Origin of the sequence: Fictibacillus sp. 7GRE50 (genome assembly GCF_015903875.1) — a bacterium.
Lineage (GTDB): Bacteria > Bacillota > Bacilli > Bacillales > Fictibacillaceae > Fictibacillus > Fictibacillus phosphorivorans.
The window spans coordinates 393,698-409,456 of the sequence record NZ_JACZDW010000002.1 but is presented as its reverse complement, the minus strand read 5'-3'; the positions used below and the strand labels follow the sequence as shown (position 1 = coordinate 409,456).

At 37.3% G+C, this 15,759-nt stretch carries 17 protein-coding genes; 14 read left to right on the top strand and 3 right to left on the bottom strand.

What is annotated here, in order from left to right; all coding sequences use genetic code 11:
* Positions 1-117 precede the first annotated feature (117 nt).
* From IHV12_RS09250 to IHV12_RS09225, 6 genes are all read left to right on the top strand, one after another.
* Positions 118-1,791 carry a M3 family oligoendopeptidase gene (locus IHV12_RS09250; RefSeq protein WP_197190672.1) on the top strand — a complete coding sequence of 558 codons (1,674 nt, stop codon included), beginning with the start codon at positions 118-120 and terminating at the stop codon, positions 1,789-1,791.
* 368 nt (positions 1,792-2,159) lie between these two features.
* Positions 2,160-2,345, top strand: coding sequence for a hypothetical protein (locus IHV12_RS09245; RefSeq protein ID WP_197190671.1), 186 nt, complete (start codon positions 2,160-2,162; stop codon positions 2,343-2,345).
* 151 nt (positions 2,346-2,496) lie between these two features.
* The gene (locus IHV12_RS09240; RefSeq protein WP_197190670.1) at positions 2,497-3,282 is read left to right on the top strand and encodes a gamma-glutamyl-gamma-aminobutyrate hydrolase family protein; all 786 of its coding nucleotides are present in this window, start codon (positions 2,497-2,499) and stop codon (positions 3,280-3,282) included.
* Positions 3,283-3,402: 120 nt separating this feature from the next.
* Positions 3,403-3,735 carry a hypothetical protein gene (locus tag IHV12_RS09235; protein ID WP_197127082.1) on the top strand — a complete coding sequence of 111 codons (333 nt, stop codon included), beginning with the start codon at positions 3,403-3,405 and terminating at the stop codon, positions 3,733-3,735.
* A 14-nt stretch (positions 3,736-3,749) separates the two neighbouring features.
* Positions 3,750-4,115 (top strand): hypothetical protein, encoded by a 366-nt coding sequence (locus tag IHV12_RS09230; protein WP_370568788.1) that lies wholly within the window; start codon positions 3,750-3,752, stop codon positions 4,113-4,115.
* A 25-nt stretch (positions 4,116-4,140) separates the two neighbouring features.
* A complete protein-coding gene (locus IHV12_RS09225; protein ID WP_197190669.1) occupies positions 4,141-4,527 on the top strand; it encodes a gamma-glutamylcyclotransferase family protein in 387 nt (128 codons plus the stop codon).
* Positions 4,528-4,587: 60 nt separating this feature from the next.
* Here IHV12_RS09225 and IHV12_RS09220 read toward each other — a convergent pair whose 3' ends face one another.
* Together IHV12_RS09220 and IHV12_RS09215 are read right to left on the bottom strand one after the other, a co-directional pair.
* Entirely contained in the window at positions 4,588-4,815 is a 228-nt protein-coding gene (locus IHV12_RS09220) for a DUF1797 family protein (protein ID WP_197190668.1), read from the bottom strand.
* Between the two features lie 133 nt (positions 4,816-4,948).
* A complete protein-coding gene (locus tag IHV12_RS09215; RefSeq protein WP_197190667.1) occupies positions 4,949-5,395 on the bottom strand; it encodes an OsmC family protein in 447 nt (148 codons plus the stop codon).
* A gap of 171 nt (positions 5,396-5,566) precedes the next feature.
* Here IHV12_RS09215 and IHV12_RS09210 point away from each other — a divergent pair, with 171 nt between their 5' ends.
* The 3 genes from IHV12_RS09210 to IHV12_RS09200 all read left to right on the top strand — a co-directional run bounded on the left by IHV12_RS09210 (position 5,567) and on the right by IHV12_RS09200 (position 10,340).
* The gene (locus IHV12_RS09210; protein ID WP_197190666.1) at positions 5,567-6,616 is read left to right on the top strand and encodes a hypothetical protein; all 1,050 of its coding nucleotides are present in this window, start codon (positions 5,567-5,569) and stop codon (positions 6,614-6,616) included.
* 51 nt (positions 6,617-6,667) lie between these two features.
* The gene (locus tag IHV12_RS09205; protein ID WP_197190665.1) at positions 6,668-8,578 is read left to right on the top strand and encodes a hypothetical protein; all 1,911 of its coding nucleotides are present in this window, start codon (positions 6,668-6,670) and stop codon (positions 8,576-8,578) included.
* 241 nt (positions 8,579-8,819) lie between these two features.
* Positions 8,820-10,340 (top strand): MDR family MFS transporter, encoded by a 1,521-nt coding sequence (locus IHV12_RS09200; protein WP_197127088.1) that lies wholly within the window; start codon positions 8,820-8,822, stop codon positions 10,338-10,340.
* Positions 10,341-10,385: 45 nt separating this feature from the next.
* On the opposite strand, the gene IHV12_RS09195 is transcribed toward IHV12_RS09200, so the two are convergent.
* Positions 10,386-11,036: a hypothetical protein gene (locus IHV12_RS09195; RefSeq protein ID WP_197190664.1), complete on the bottom strand. Its 651-nt coding sequence runs from the start codon at positions 11,034-11,036 to the stop codon at positions 10,386-10,388.
* Between the two features lie 157 nt (positions 11,037-11,193).
* Between IHV12_RS09195 and IHV12_RS09190 the strand changes: the two genes are divergently transcribed.
* The 5 genes from IHV12_RS09190 to IHV12_RS09170 all read left to right on the top strand — a co-directional run bounded on the left by IHV12_RS09190 (position 11,194) and on the right by IHV12_RS09170 (position 15,707).
* On the top strand, positions 11,194-11,502 hold the full coding sequence (locus IHV12_RS09190) for a hypothetical protein (protein ID WP_197190663.1): 309 nt from the start codon (positions 11,194-11,196) through the stop codon (positions 11,500-11,502).
* A 175-nt stretch (positions 11,503-11,677) separates the two neighbouring features.
* A complete protein-coding gene (locus IHV12_RS09185) occupies positions 11,678-13,030 on the top strand; it encodes a hemolysin family protein (protein WP_197128159.1) in 1,353 nt (450 codons plus the stop codon).
* An 89-nt stretch (positions 13,031-13,119) separates the two neighbouring features.
* A complete protein-coding gene (locus IHV12_RS09180; protein WP_197190662.1) occupies positions 13,120-13,344 on the top strand; it encodes a hypothetical protein in 225 nt (74 codons plus the stop codon).
* 165 nt (positions 13,345-13,509) lie between these two features.
* The gene (locus IHV12_RS09175; protein WP_197127092.1) at positions 13,510-13,755 is read left to right on the top strand and encodes a hypothetical protein; all 246 of its coding nucleotides are present in this window, start codon (positions 13,510-13,512) and stop codon (positions 13,753-13,755) included.
* 131 nt (positions 13,756-13,886) lie between these two features.
* Positions 13,887-15,707, top strand: a complete 1,821-nt coding sequence (locus IHV12_RS09170) for a PAS domain S-box protein (protein WP_197127093.1) — start codon at positions 13,887-13,889, stop codon at positions 15,705-15,707.
* Positions 15,708-15,759 lie beyond the last annotated feature (52 nt).

Sequence of the window (15,759 nt, the reverse complement as noted above, 5' to 3'; positions counted from 1 at the left end):
GGTACTAGTAGGAGTCAGTTTTTTTTCTGCAAAAGTATATAAACTGAACATTCTATCTATCAAGCATTTTCCTATTTGTGGTAAAGTGGATAGTAGAATGAATTGGGAGGAATAGGTATGAACGAGCAGAAAATAAATGCACTTAAAGAAGAGTTCGAGAATCTTGTAAGCTTAACCATAACTTCCATAGATGATCTCAAGAATTTTTTAAATCAACAAAAGCACACCTACGAAAAAGTAGAAGAAGAGATGCTTCGACATTATATTGCTTTTCAATGCCAAAGCAATCATGACGAAATTAAGCAGCAATATGAATTTGATCAGCAGCACATAAAACCATTGTTTAAAAAATACCAATCTATATTGGACGAGAAAGTATTAGAGTCACCCTTTATGGCAGAACTTCCTGACGATGAATTTGGAGAATATAAAAAGAAGCTGAGAACGCAATTTGCTCTTTTTCAAGAAGCTAACCTAGATATAGAAAAACAAGAAGATGCTCTTACAAATCAATATTTTGAGATCACAGGAAGTCTCTCTTCAAATTGGGAAGGAAAAGAAGTTACGATTAGTGAGCTTTTTGTTCATGTTAGAGATTCTAAGCGTGACACAAGAGAGAAAGCGATGAAAGCCTTGTATGAACCTATCTTAAAAGAAGAAGAGAAACTTCAAAGTATTCTTGACGAGTTGATCCAACTTCGTGTGAAGAAAGCAGAGAATGCTGGTTTGAGCGGCTTTAACGATTATATGTTTAAAAAATATAATCGATTCGACTATACGCCAGAGGATTGTACAGAACTCGCTGAATCCATACGTGAGCATGTTCTTCCGATCACGATACAACTTCAAAAAGAGCACAAAGCTGAAATAGGTGTTGATGTTTATAAGCCATGGGATGTTCAAGCAGAAGCAATCGGTCGAAAACCATTACAACCTGTAAGTTCCGATGTGGAGTTAATCAATAAATCAGCGAAGGTTTTAGGCGAACTTGATGTTGAATTTGGTTCACTTGTTCATGAAATGAATGAGAAGAAACTTTTTGATCTAACGAGCAGAAAAGGAAAAGCGCAGGGGGGATTCTGTGAATCGCTACCTGAAACAGGACTTCCGTTTATCTTTATGAACATGTCCAACACGGATAGTGATCTTGTTGTTTTTATGCACGAGATGGGACATGCGATTCATGATCTACTGAAGAGTGATCAAGAATTATATGCTTATAAACAAATTCCAATGGAGTCGGCCGAACTAGCGAGTATGAGTATGGAGCTTTTCACGATGGATCGTTGGAATGAGTTTTACAAGACAGAGGAGGAACTTAACCGAGCGAAGAAAGATCAGCTAAAGGGGGCTTTAATGAGTCTTCCGTATATTATGGTCATTGATCAGTTTCAGCACTGGCTGTACCAACATCCAAATCATACTTGGGAAGAACGCACAAAGAAGGTTGGTGAGTTGAAAGATCGCTATGATGCTTCGATCGTAGATTGGAATGGATATGAAGAATGGAAAGTAAAAGGATGGTTCTATACACTTCATATATACGAAGTTCCTTTTTATTTTGTTGAGTACGCGATTTCTCAACTTGGAGCTATCCAATTGTACAAAAATTACAAAGAAGATCCAGAGGGAACGATCAATAAATATAAAGAAGCATTGAAACTTGGAAGTTCTAAGTCACTTCCGGAAGTTTATGCATCTGCAGGGATTGAGTTGGATTTTTCATCTAATAAGATTGCTGAGCTTATGGAGTTTGTTGCGAAAGAACTTAACTTGCTATCCATTAGTTAGGTAAAGAAATAAATAATTAAAGAATTTAAACAATATAAAGGGTTTCTATCTATTTAGTAGAACTATTAGAAAAGGCGCACTTTATATAGAAATGTTAAATCAATTAATAATAAAGAGGTGTCCATAAATTCTTGTCATAACCGGTTGGTGAGAAAGTATTTCATTGCACTGCCGACATACCGATTCCGATATTGAGCCGGACTCTATTCCCAGTGAACAAAGGAGATTGTATGCTGGATTCTCAATAACGAGAGCAAAATATGCACGTTTTAACATACGATTTAGGATTCATTTTCCTAAGTAGGGGAAAATAAAGTTAAATGGCATATTGTTATGGGAAATTAGTCGGAATATGAGGGGTGAGAGGTATGAGAAAACCCGATGACGAAAAATTATGGGACACAGGCACATCAGATTTTGAAGAAGGCGACAAGATCACCTTTCACAATACCGAGCAGGGTGTTGAGAAAACTTACACGGTGAAGCGTGTGAAGGAGAACGGTGATATTGAACTCGTTTATTCTGTAAAAAAGCAGAGACCACCGATGCAGTAGCATACGATATAAATAGCAGGAACAGCTCACACGTTTAGTGAGCTGTTTTTTATTATGTGGGAAAGAAAAATGTAATAGGTATGAAAATATGGTTAATAGTAATAGGGATGATAAATTATGGGTGTTTATGATTAGGTGATTAAGGTAAAACATGATTGAACAGCCACTAGAGAGGAAGTTATATATGACGCAAAAGCCATTAATTGGTTTAACAAGTACAATCATGTCAATCAATACGATTGAAACTCAAAATGAAAACGTTGATACGATCGTTGTTTATAATAAATTTGCAGAAACCGTTAGAGATGCAGGAGGTATCCCCATCGTTATTCCGATGGGAAAGCCTGAAGAAGCTGAATACTATGCGAAATTATGTGATGGATTAATCTTTACTGGTGGAGAAGACATCAGTTCGATCACTTATAACGAAGAACCTCATCCAAAGGTGAAAAAGGTAAACAAACACCGTGATGATTTTGAGATTGAACTCGTGAAAAAGGCACGTGAGAACGAAAAGGCCATTCTAGCTATGTGTCGAGGATATCACTTACTGAACGTCAGTTATGGAGGTACAATCATACAGGATGTGGAAAGCGAGTATTCAGATAGTATTAATCACTTCCAATCATCTGCAACACGAACAGAACCTTCTCACACCGTTAACATTGAAGAAGGTAGTAAACTGCACAAAATTGTGGGAGAAAAAGAGGTTGCTGTAAACAGCTTTCATCACCAGGCGATCGGAAAAGTGGGTAAAGGATTACGAGTAGCAGCTAGAGCATCTGACGGTATAATCGAGGCATTAGAACTTGAAGATCAGGATAAAACATTCTTGCTTGGAACACAGTGGCATCCAGAAGAATTGAGACATGAAAACGAGAATATGATGGCAATCATTACTACATTTATTAACGAAGCGAAGAAAATGAAGGAATAGAGATTGAAACCTCGACACCAGGAGGTTTCTTTGTTTAAAAGGAGAGGTAATGTTTTGAAAGGAAACTTTTTTCATGGTAATCACGTAGTATATAATAGAAATTATTGAGGAGGCTGTCTCATGAATATATCGAGACTTTTGAAAATGGTAACAGGCGGTATTGAGGCTTTCCTTGGCATTCCTTTCTTAGGAGGAGCCATCATTCTTGCTTCAGCATGGGGACCACTTCAATTCATGTTTGTTTTTCATTTGATCACACTCATCATTTGTATCGTTCAAAAAGAAAGATTTACAGGAAGTGTGTTAGGTCTTATTACTTCTATTGTTGGCTACTTGCCAGTCATCGGAATGATCATGCACATCGTTACAGCGCTTGTTTTATTTTTTGACGCTGCAAGAGGGAGCAGAAAACGGAAGAACGAGCATATCATTGATGTAAGAAAAGGTTATTAAAGGCTTAACTCTTCATGAAAGCTTTCAGCCAAACAGTGGTTGAAAGTTTTTTGTTGGAGAAAAAAGGGTTATATTTGGTTAGACAAGAGTATTTTCAGATTAGAGAGGATGAAAAAAGATTGGGATTCATATTCTATGCGATAACACAGATTGCTATCGCTTATTATTTATATGTTCAAGCTCCGCTGTATAATAAAGATCGGTGGCTTTGGGCGATATTAGGTTTAATGTTTGGTCCCTACACATTAAGTATTTTTCTTATTCTAACAAATCGAAAAGGATTAGGATGGACGTTGTTAATAGTAATGTTCCTCTTTTTAATAGCTGGAATTCTATTTTTAAGTTTACTGGTCTGGGCTGTCTTTTTTTCAAAAGGATAATGCTTGTAAAAAAGAAGGTGAGTTTATGAAAAAACAACTAGTGTTTGTTTACGGAACGCTTCGAAAAGAGGGAAGTAATGCCCACTTTTTAAAGAATGCAACATACATAGAACATAGATGCTACGCTGAGGGACAACTATACGATACGGGTCTTGGTTACCCAGCATTAATTCTTGAGAAAGATAAATGGGTAACAGGTGAGTTATATGAAGTAACCAAGGAGGAACTAAAACGTTTAGACGAACTTGAAGATTTTGTTGAAAACAGAGCTGATAATTTATATGATCGCATCGTTGCTAAAATAAAGACATCAATTGGAGATAAAGAAGCTCTGATGTATGTAATGAATACTAAAGCGAATGACTTTATTTCAATTGAGGAAAATGATTGGATAAAATATCTCCAGAGATAAACAAAAAAGAGGTCACCATTACTTTGGTTGACCTCTTTTATTATGAAAAAGAGTAAATCTCTATTTAGCGATTAAGTTGTTTATACAATGAACGGCAGAATCGACATCATCGAACCGCTTCAGGGAGTTAGTTTCAATCTGAATCACTTCGAACGATTGATCGTTCTTTAAATACTTAACAGAAAAAACAGCTGAATTGTTTTCACTAAAAGTGTGTGTAATATCGGATTCAATATACTGTTTGTTTTGTAAATTTAAGAGTATGGTTTTCACATCTTGTTGGTTCATGATACATCGTCCCCTTTCTATTATGGGGGAACTTGTTAGGAACCCAAATAATAAATTATTTTCCTTCCTTAACATTTATGCTAACATAAGTATTTTTTTAAGTACAGATAACGAAAGGACTGTTCTTCTAAATTCATCCTTTTTCTATCGTCAAAATCGCCTCTATTTCGACATTACCTTTCAATGCTCGTGAAATCATACACGAATGCTCAGCTTTAATGGCGAGTTTTTGAAGAAGTGTCGAAATGTTTTTTGACGTGCCATGTTTGATCGTGACGACCGGTCGATGGATGATTTTTTGATACGTAATCACTCCGTTTGTAACATCGACATATCCTTCAGACTTCATCGTTAAATTTATGTTGTCTATCTTACTTCGTTCTATCATGGCAGCAAGTGTGATGATATAACAAGTTGCCGCTGCTCCAAGCAACATCTCATCGGGATTCGTTCCAATACCTGGTCCATCCATCTCAGGAGGTATCGATACCTTAGTCTTCAAATTCTGTGTTTCTATCGTTCCTATATTATTTCTTCCCCCTGGCCAATGCGCATTCAGATAAAAAACGTGTTGTGCCATTTTAAATCACCTCAAATTTTTACTTCTTTAAGTGTAAAGCAAGCGAGCTTTTACGTCACATTTCCTGTTTAAAGTGTACAAAATGTAAATTTTTTTGTTTTTTTAGTGATCCAAATCAAATTTGTCTTCGTTAGCTATTTGAAAACACTTACAGAAGGAGGTGATAACCAGGTGAAACGATTTGTACAATTGGTTGTATTCGCAGCGGGTATGAGTATTCCCGCAATCGTATCGGCTGATAGCGGAGGTATTCTTTCTTCAGTCACAGACCTTACAAAAGAAACAACTGAGATTGTTGAAAGGGTTCCAGACAAAGTGAACATTTCGACGAAAAATCATTCAGTTACCGATGAGGTTGTGAGACCTACTCTTAACACAGTTACAAATATTGTGAAAGACACAACTCGTGCTGTCGACAAGGTGGATCAAACGGTTAACAAAGTTACCGAGACCGTAAAGCCAGTAGATCAAGCGGTCAAAACGGTAACGAAAACAGTCGATACGGTAAAAGAAGCAGTTCCGACAGAAAAGCTAAAAAGTTCTAAACCGATCGTAGATGTAAACCTTACTGAAAAACCATCGATAAAAGTTGATGTTTTAGATCAGGAGGTGAACGTTACGGTCCCTGTTACACCGGAAAAACCTCAAGTAGACGTGAAGCTTCCAGTCGTTTCAGAGATTGTTACTACTAATCCGGAAGTTGAGGAAGTGGTCAAAGCAAAACCAGAACCAGCTCCTACCCCAACACCAGTCACTGAACCTGTTGTGGAGAAGAAACCGATTACGAGTGAAACGATTAATGAAACAAAAGGTGCAATAACTAAAAAGCCGGTTGTTGTGAAGACAAAAGAAATTTTTGTAAAAGACATAGAGAATCCCGTTAGTACGATTACGAGTGGAGAAGTACTTAAAAAGAGCAGGGATCAAAAAGAAACTGAGAAACCTGTACGGCAAAAAACAAGTACGGATTATCCGGTAACTCAAAAGGCAATTCAAACACAAATGCTAACTCCATCATCACAAGGTGGACAATCTCCTTCAGGTTCATCCAATGGACCGATGACTTCATCAAGCACTGTTACGTTCTTGGCTATTCTAGATGGTGGACAAAATGATACTCAGCTTGAAACAGGAAGTCGGCTTGGTGAGGGAGTTCGACACTATTATGATCAATGGCTAAATGCTCCACCTGGGCAACCACCACAATCTTTCTTCTTCTAATTCAAATTTGGTAAAACAAAAAAATTAAGAAGAAGAAGGAGAGAAATGACAATGAAAAGATCAAACTTTATTAGAACATTTGCGATTACAGGTGCTGCGGCTGCTGGGTTATTTTTTGGAGGAAGTGAAACATTTGCAGATGAAGGGTCATCGAGTCTTAAAATCGGAACAGGGTTGATCAGTAACATTCAGCTTTCTGAAAAAGATGAAGAGTCTAATCTTAACCTTGATCTAGGTGCCGTAACAGGCATCGAATTAGAGAGCTCAGATGATGATTCCGTAAAAACAAACGTTGGTGCAAATGTGAATGCTGAAGCTTCCGGTGAAGAAGAAGAAAAAGCTCAAGTAGGTACGGCTGTAATTGCTGGAGTTGAAGCGGAATCAAAAACTGAAGATCATAACGACGGTGCTAAAGCTAATGCGGCAGTCGGAACTGATGCTACAGTTAAAAGTTCTTCTGATGATGAAAGTAAAGCGTCTGTAAACGCAGATACAAACGTTGAAGCGGAAGTGCGTTCTAATGAAGAAGATAACAAAGATTCTAGTTCTCTAAATGCGGGAGCGGGAGCAGATGTTCATACAGCTGTTGTAGCTCAAGATGAGGAAGAATCAAATACAGAGGCTGCTGTGAATGCAGGTGTAACTGCAGGAGTAGAAGCAACGGAGGAAGACGAAGCGTCAAGTGCGAAAGTAGATCTAGGCACAGATGTAATGGCGAACGTAACTTCTGAAGACGAAGAGAATAACTCTTCTGTAATGGCTGATGCTGGTCTATGGGCAGGAGTAGAAGCAACGGAGGAAGACGAAGCGTCAAGTGCAAAAGTAAATCTAGGCACAGATGTAATGGCGAACGTAACTTCTGAAGATGAAGAGAATAACTCATCTGTGATGGCTGACACTGGTCTATGGGCAGGAGTAGAAGCAACGGAGGAAGACGAAGCGTCAAGTGCGAAAGTAGATCTAGGCACAGATGTAATGGCGAACGTAACTTCTGAAGATGAAGAGAATAACTCTTCTGTGATGGCTGACACTGGTCTATGGGCAGGAGTAGAAGCGACTGAAGAAGACGAGAAGTCAAGTGCGAAAGTAGATCTAGGCACAGATGTGATGGCAAACGTAACTTCTGAAGACGAAGAGAATAACTCTTCTGTAATGGCTGATGCTGGTCTATGGGCAGGAGTAGAAGCAACGGAGGAAGACGAGAAGTCAAGTGCGAAAATAGATCTAGGCACAGATATGATGGCGAACGTTACTTCTGAAGATGAAGAGAATAACTCTTCTTTGATGGCTGATGCTGGTCTATGGGCAGGAGTAGAAGCATCTGAAGAAGACGAGAAGTCAAGTGCAAAAGTAGATCTAGGCACAGATGTAATGGCGAACGTAACTTCTGAAGACGAAGAGAATAACTCTTCTGTAATAGCTGATGCTGGTCTATGGGCAGGAGTAGAAGCATCTGAAGAAGACGAGAAGTCAAGTGCAAAAGTAGATCTAGGCACAGATGTGATGGCGAACGTTACTTCTGAAGATGAAGAGAATAACTCTTCTTTGATGGCTGATGCTGGTCTATGGGCAGGAGTAGAAGCAACGGAGGAAGACGAAGCGTCAAGTGCAAAAGTAGATCTAGGCACAGACGTGATGGCGGCTATTATGTCTGAAGACGAAGAAGATCGTTCTTCTTTAAGCTCAATGCTTAACACGGATACAGCACTTTCTTTGTCTTCTGAAGATGAGTTTGAAAATACTTCTCTTAAGTTAAATACTTCAATCATGGCAGACTTAATGAGCTCATTTGATGAAGATGAAGATCGTTCTTCTCTATACTCTTCATTAGACGCTGGTCTTGAACTTGGACTTGAAGGCGATGATGAAGACCGTGGGTTGAATCTAGATCTTTGGACAGGTTTAATGCTAGATGCAATGTATGAAGGACAAGATAATGAAGATTCTATCTTAGAACTTTAATAGGTAAGCTAAAAAGAGACGGCAGACGTGCTGTCTCTTTTTCTATGTGAAAGAATAGGAATAAGAGGTGTGGATAATTTATTAAATTCGAAATTCAACTATTTTTATAGGTTGATATGTAGAAAACACCCTAATTAAATGGAGAGAAATAGCGAAGGAAATAAATTGTTGGGGGACTGTCCCTCATGTATACTTAAGTTTATTAAGTATACATGAGGGTGTTAGGTTAGGAGATGGCGCTATGGTGCATAAAGAAACAAATCTAAAGTTAGTCGTAGCTGGTTTGTTGCTAGGTATTCTAATGGCTGCAATGGATAATACCATTGTTGCAACTGCGATGGGGACGATTGTAGCCGACCTAGGTGGTTTTGATAAATTCGTTTGGGTTACTGGCTCTTATATGGTGGCAGTAATGGCAGGGATGCCAATTTACGGAAAGTTATCCGACATGTATGGCAGAAAACGATTCTTCATTTTTGGACTTGTCGTTTTTCTTATCGGTTCTGCACTTTGCGGTCTTGCTCAAAGTATGGAGCAGCTGATAGCGTTTCGAGCGATTCAAGGTATCGGTGGTGGGGCATTGATGCCGATCGCTTTTACAATTGTTTTTGATATTTTTCCTCCAGAAAAGAGAGGGAAGATGACAGGGCTTCTTGGGGCGGTTTTCGGAACTTCGAGTGTTCTCGGACCTTTACTCGGAGCGTTCATTACAGATGCGATCAGCTGGCATTGGGTGTTCTATATTAACGTTCCAATAGGTGCAGCTTCGTTTTACTTGATCTTCCGTTATTACAAAGAAACACTGGAACACCGTGAGCAAAAGATTGACTGGTGGGGTGCCATCACACTTGTGATCGCAGTCGTTAGTTTGATGTTTGCCCTTGAACTTGGTGGCAAGACATATGCATGGGATTCAACGCAGATCGTAGCTTTGTTTACGATATTCACGGTCTTTTTCATTGTGTTCTTTGCTGTAGAACAAAAAGCATCCGAACCTATTATTTCATTTTGGATGTTTAAGAAGAGACTATTTGCTACTTCACAGATTTTAGGTTTTCTATACGGTGGAACATTCATTATACTAGCCGTTTTTATTCCTATTTTCGTTCAAGCGGTTTATGGAGGTTCTGCAACAAGTGCAGGCTTAATTCTTACACCAATGATGTTAGGTTCTGTTGCTGGAAGTATGATCGGTGGTATTTTTCAAACGAAAACCAGCTTCCGTAACCTCATGATTGTATCTGTAATTTCTTATTTTACTGGCATGTATATGCTAAGTGGTATGACACCAGATACTTCAAGAACGATGCTTACATTCTTTATGGTCACTGTAGGTTTTGGTATGGGGTTCTCGTTTTCCTTATTACCTGCAGCAACTATCAATAAGATGGAGTTTCGTTACCGAGGTTCAGCCAACTCTACAAATGCCTTTTTACGGTCATTAGGTATGACACTTGGTGTAACCATTTTTGGAGCACTTCAAAACCGAATTTTTTATGAAAGAATAAGCGAGAATTTAAAAGGCTTTGCAGGTCAAGGGTCTGCTACTATTAAAGATCTTGATCCACAAAAAGTGTTTCAGTCCGGAGAGCGTGATAAAATACCACCTGAAATACTTGATGGAATTTCAGCTTCTATGTCTGACTCCATTACAACAGTATTCACATATGCACTAATCCCAATCGCGATTTCGGCTGTTGTCATATTGTTTATGGGTAATGAACGAGTAGAGACATCGAAACAACATAAAGAAGCAAAATAATATTATAAAAGAGCTTGGGATGATAATATCCCAAGCTCTTTTAGGTTAAGCGGCACGCGTTGCTTTCTTTTCTTTTTTTGGAGCAACCGTATAGGACAACGATACGACTACATCAATCGCAAGTATCAGAGCCCAAATACGTGTGACATTATTAGCAGTATCGTTTTTGTAGAACAGATCTGTGTCTGTTGTGTCATACCAATCTTTTAAAAAAGTGTCTAGGTGTATGGATGATACGGCATCTGATAGTCCAAATACTAGCCAAAAAACACCTTGTACCGTGCTGAATAAAAAAATGTGCTTATAAAGATTTCGTCTTTCTTGCTTCGCGTGTTGCATCCCATACAGTGGTTTTGAATCGAGCTGTTCGGGTTCAGGCAATCCACGCCATTTTGCGACCTTTCGCTGAATAAAGCGATCCAACTTCTGAAAATCGCTTTTCCCATACAAAAAGGCATAAGCTATGACAACCAGAATTATGATTTGATATGTAGAGAATTCTCCTGTTCTTAAATAATCGAAATATCCCATCGCAGCAATCCATAGGTCATTTAAGAGAAAAAGAACGAAGAATGCAATGCTTAATTTCTTTAGATTGAACCAATAACGTACCACTAAAAAAGATAATGTAGAAACCCAAAATACGGTTTCTGCCAGAATTAGAAATACCCATTTATGATCCAGTACAAAATCCATTTGATGTTCATCCTTTCTTTGCTGCATTTTAAATCAGTGTTTTCTCATTTATAGAATACCACTTAAAAATGGGTAAGTCTCCCATATTTAGTATCATTTCTCTTTGTTAATATGTGATAATTAACAGGAAAAGAATATAAAAAACGGAGTGATTTTTATGTATTCAGATACAGCTTCTGAATTGCGCAGCATTCGTAGGACATTGATTGTATTAGGAATCTTGTTATTATTTGTAATCGGATCTATCAATAATGGTGGTAGCGAAGAGAATGAAGATTATCCTGTTATTACAACAAATGTAGAGAATAATCTTGTTCCATTAGGTAACGGGTATTTTGGACTGTACTCCAACTTTGAAGAAACTGGTTCGGAGCATGGAATGAAGATTTATTATTATGATGAAAAAGAAAATAAACTTGTGTTAAAAAAAGAAGAAGACTTAGACACAGTAGAAATTTCAGAATGATGGGAAAGGGTATTATGGATCACAAAAGTAAATGTAAAATACAAGTAAGTTGTTTTATTAAGTAAGTTCTTCAATTATATGATATACTTTTTCTTGATTATAAAAATTTATAACACTTAGGAGGTGACAACTTATATTCCAGTAACTTGGGGTATAAGGAGTCTTTTTGGACAGTTTGACCTTATTGAAATTACTTGCAGTAGCCGTACTTATTCTACTAACCGCTTTTTTCGTAGCAGCAGAATTTGCGATTGTTAAGATTCGTAAATCAAGAATTGACCAATTAGCTGAAGAAGGCAACAAACGAGCGATTGCAGCACAAAAGGTTATTTCAAACCTTGATGGATCACTCTCTGCCTGTCAGTTAGGTATTACAATTACAGCATTAGGTTTAGGTTGGTTAGGTGAGCCTACGGTAGAAGCAATTCTCGGTCCAGTATTTGAAAAAATGGATTTAAGCCCGGCGATTGTTCATACATTATCATTTGCAATTGCTTTTGCATCCATTACTTTTTTACACGTTGTTCTTGGTGAGCTTGCACCAAAAACAGTAGCTATTCAAAAAGCTGAAACAATCAGCTTATTGTTATCACCTGCATTGATTGGATTCTACAGAGTTATGTATCCATTCATTTGGTTCTTGAACGGAAGTGCGCAGCTTTTAGTAAGAATGTTTGGATTAAAACCAGCGTCAGAGCATGATATGGCACACACCGAGGAAGAACTACGTTTAATTCTAAGTGAGAGCTACAAAAGTGGTGAAATCAACAAATCTGAGTTCAGTTATGTAGAAAAGGTATTCGAATTTGACGACAGAACTGCAAAAGAGATCATGGTCCCTCGTACTGAAATGGTTTGTCTTTATGAAGATAATACCGTTGCAGAAAATATTAATATAATTGCAGAAGAAAAATATACACGTTACCCTGTTGTAGGGGAAGATAAAGATAATGTTCTTGGTATGGTGAATGCGAAAGAAGTATTTTTTGACTTGATTAAAGGAAAAGAATACCCTCTTGAACATTACATTAGACCAACATTGAGCGTATTTGAAAACACACCGATCAAAGAAACACTATTAAAGCTGCAGAAAAAAGGCTTTCATATGGCAGTTTTAGTTGATGAATATGGTGGAACAGCAGGTATTGTTACCATTGAAGATATTTTGGAAGAGCTTGTTGGTGAAATACGTGATGAATTTGATGACGATGAATCACCAATGATTCATGCAGTCAGTCCAAATGTTAAGCACTTTGACGGTAAAGTATTGATCGCAGAAGTGAACGACATTTATGGATTTGAAATTGATGATAGTGAACTTGATACGATTGGTGGCTGGGTCCTTTCACAGAACTCAGAAATACAAGAAAATCAGGTCATATCGTATGATGAATATGATTTCAAGGTGATTGAGATTGATGGACATCAAGTTAAAAAAATCGAAATTACGAAAAGGCTTAATCAGGATGACGAAACCTCTTCTTCATCCAAAGAATTAGAGCACAACTTAGTTGAAAAAGAAGCTTAAGTTTTAAGAGACCATCGTTAACAGATGGTCTCTTTTCTTGTTTATTATTTTTATGCAGGGAACAAATGAAGGTAAAGGAGGAGATTACTTTGAAAACTATTACTATTCAACTAGAATACGATGAAACAACAATCCAAGCATCGCAAAATATAGAAAGATTATTAGAAGAACCACTTTCTAGAACAGGATTTAAATTAGTTTCCTTATCCTCATCTTCAAAACATAATACGACTAACGGGATTAAAGATAAAGACACTACAGGAGCTGGTGGACAAACTTCGCCTGATTATGAAAAGCCACCTAACAGAAATTAAGACGGGATTTCCCGTCTTTTTTCTTTATCATTCTAATTTCCCAGGAAATCGACTTAAATTGACAGAATATATTGACAAATTTATAGTGATTATTTACTATTTAAATAACTAAACTTTTAATACAAAAGTAAAAGGGGATGAAAGATTAAAAGGGGGCTGAGGGATATGGTAAGAACACCGCAATATCGCTTTATTCGTGTGATAACAGGTAATGAAATAATGGATGTTGATCTATTTCTCTATACCAACAAAACAACTGTAGTGGTAAGTATGCTCTATTACAAACAAGAACATATTATCATGTCCTCTCATACAGCTCCGGATCGAAAAACTGCTTTGAAACAGGCATTCCATACTTTTTATGAAACTAAATTCATATATGATCAAAAACAACTATCTATAATTAACTAAAAGAAAAAATTAATCATTTTATAGTAAGAATATTTTTTAAAAAATATCTTTATTTGTAAAAGGACATGTGTTTATAATTTAGGTAATCATGAACGAAACGTTTTGATTAACGTTTTTAATGGAGGGTGGGTATGGAAACTTCAGATGGTCAAGTATTAGGAGACAGCCTTTTCATTAATCAAATGAAAACATACGCCAATCAATTTGAACATTCTGAAACACCTTTTCTTATCCAGAAAGATCGAACTTGGGTATATGTAAATCCCGCAGCAAGAAAGATATTAGAAGCGGAAGAAGAAATAATCGGTCAGCCGATATGGAATAACCTCCCAAATGAGTTGCATCATTTAGTGGAGGAAAGAATTCAAACATGCGACAAAGGTATTGCCCCTAAGCCAAGTGAACAAACATGGATCACCCAAAAAGGTAATTCTATTCAATTAGAAGTCATCGGATTTCCCCTAATGTTTACATCACACGCCACACAAATAATTATTCGAAATTTAACACAGCAGCATCTTGAAAAGAAAGAAACGCTTGATCATTTAAAGCTTATAACTGAAAACATGATAGATATTATTGGAATTGTTAGTCATGAGGGGATCTTCACCTATTTGACACCGTCCTATTTTTGGGTAACTGGTCACACTCAAAGTGAAGCGATAGGTACCACTCCATTTAACCTTGTTCATCCTGAAGATAGAGACCGTGTGATTCAAGAGTTTACTCGAATGATCATGAAGGAAATACCTCTTTCGATTGAGTATAGATACTTGAAAAAAGATGGGAGTTATATTTGGCTAGAGTCTAAAGGGACCCCTATTAGTCATAAAGACAACCTCTCTGCGATTGTAGCTTCTCGAGATATTACAAAGAGAAAAGAAGCAGAAGCTGCCTTAAGAAAGAATGAATTTAAACATAAGATTATCTTGGATCATAGCAATGATTTAATCTGCTCAGTTGACATGAATGGAGACTATTTATATGCCTCACGATCTTATAAAAATGTACTAGGAATCGAACCAAGCTCACTCCTCGGTACGAGCGCATTGAATTGTGTTCATTTGGAGGATCATGAGAGTGTAGAGAAATATATTAAATTAGTTGCCGCATTGGAAAATCCGCTACCTCTTGTTTATCGCAAGGTACATGCTTCAGGTCATCCTGTTTTATTAGAGGGGAAGGGCATGCCGATGGTGTCTGATGAAGGGGACATAGAAGGTCTCGTATTTATCTCTAGAGATATTACGGAAAAGAAAAAAGCAGATGAATATATACGAAATAGTGAAAAACTTGCCGTATTGGGAGAACTAGCAGCAGGTGTTGCTCATGAAATCAGAAATCCACTCACATCCATTAAAGGACTGTTTTCTTTAATGAAAAATAGTGAGATCGATCAAAACAAACTCTATTTATACAATGAAGTAATTTGTGAGGAACTTCATCGGATTGAATCTATCGTGAATGAGTTTATGGCATTAGCAAAACCAGACGCTACTCAATATATGAAGAATGTGAACATAATTCAACTTCTGCAAGACACTGTAATGTTACTAACGTCTGAAGCTAATTTGTACAATGTAGAAATTCGTCTATTATTTAAAGAGAGAGATCTCTTTGTCTCTTGTGAAAAGAACCAGATTAAACAAGTTTTTATCAACGTGATTAAAAATGCGATCGAAGCTATGAATGATGGCGGAATTCTCACGATAGCCATTGAAGAAACGACGGATCAGAAAATTAAACTTATCTTTGTAGATAATGGGATTGGAATTGAAGAAGAAAGATTAAAGAGCATTGGCGTCCCTTTCTTTACAAATAAGGAAAAAGGAATTGGCCTCGGCCTTACGGTTAGTAATAAAATTATTACAGAGCATAAAGGCCATCTAAAAGTAGAAAGTTACCCAGGGAAAGGAACAACCGTTTCTATCACTTTACGAAAAACGGAATAATTTAGAGCTTAAGGTTCTGAATGGAAAAGACTGAACTCGAAAAGAGAGTCCA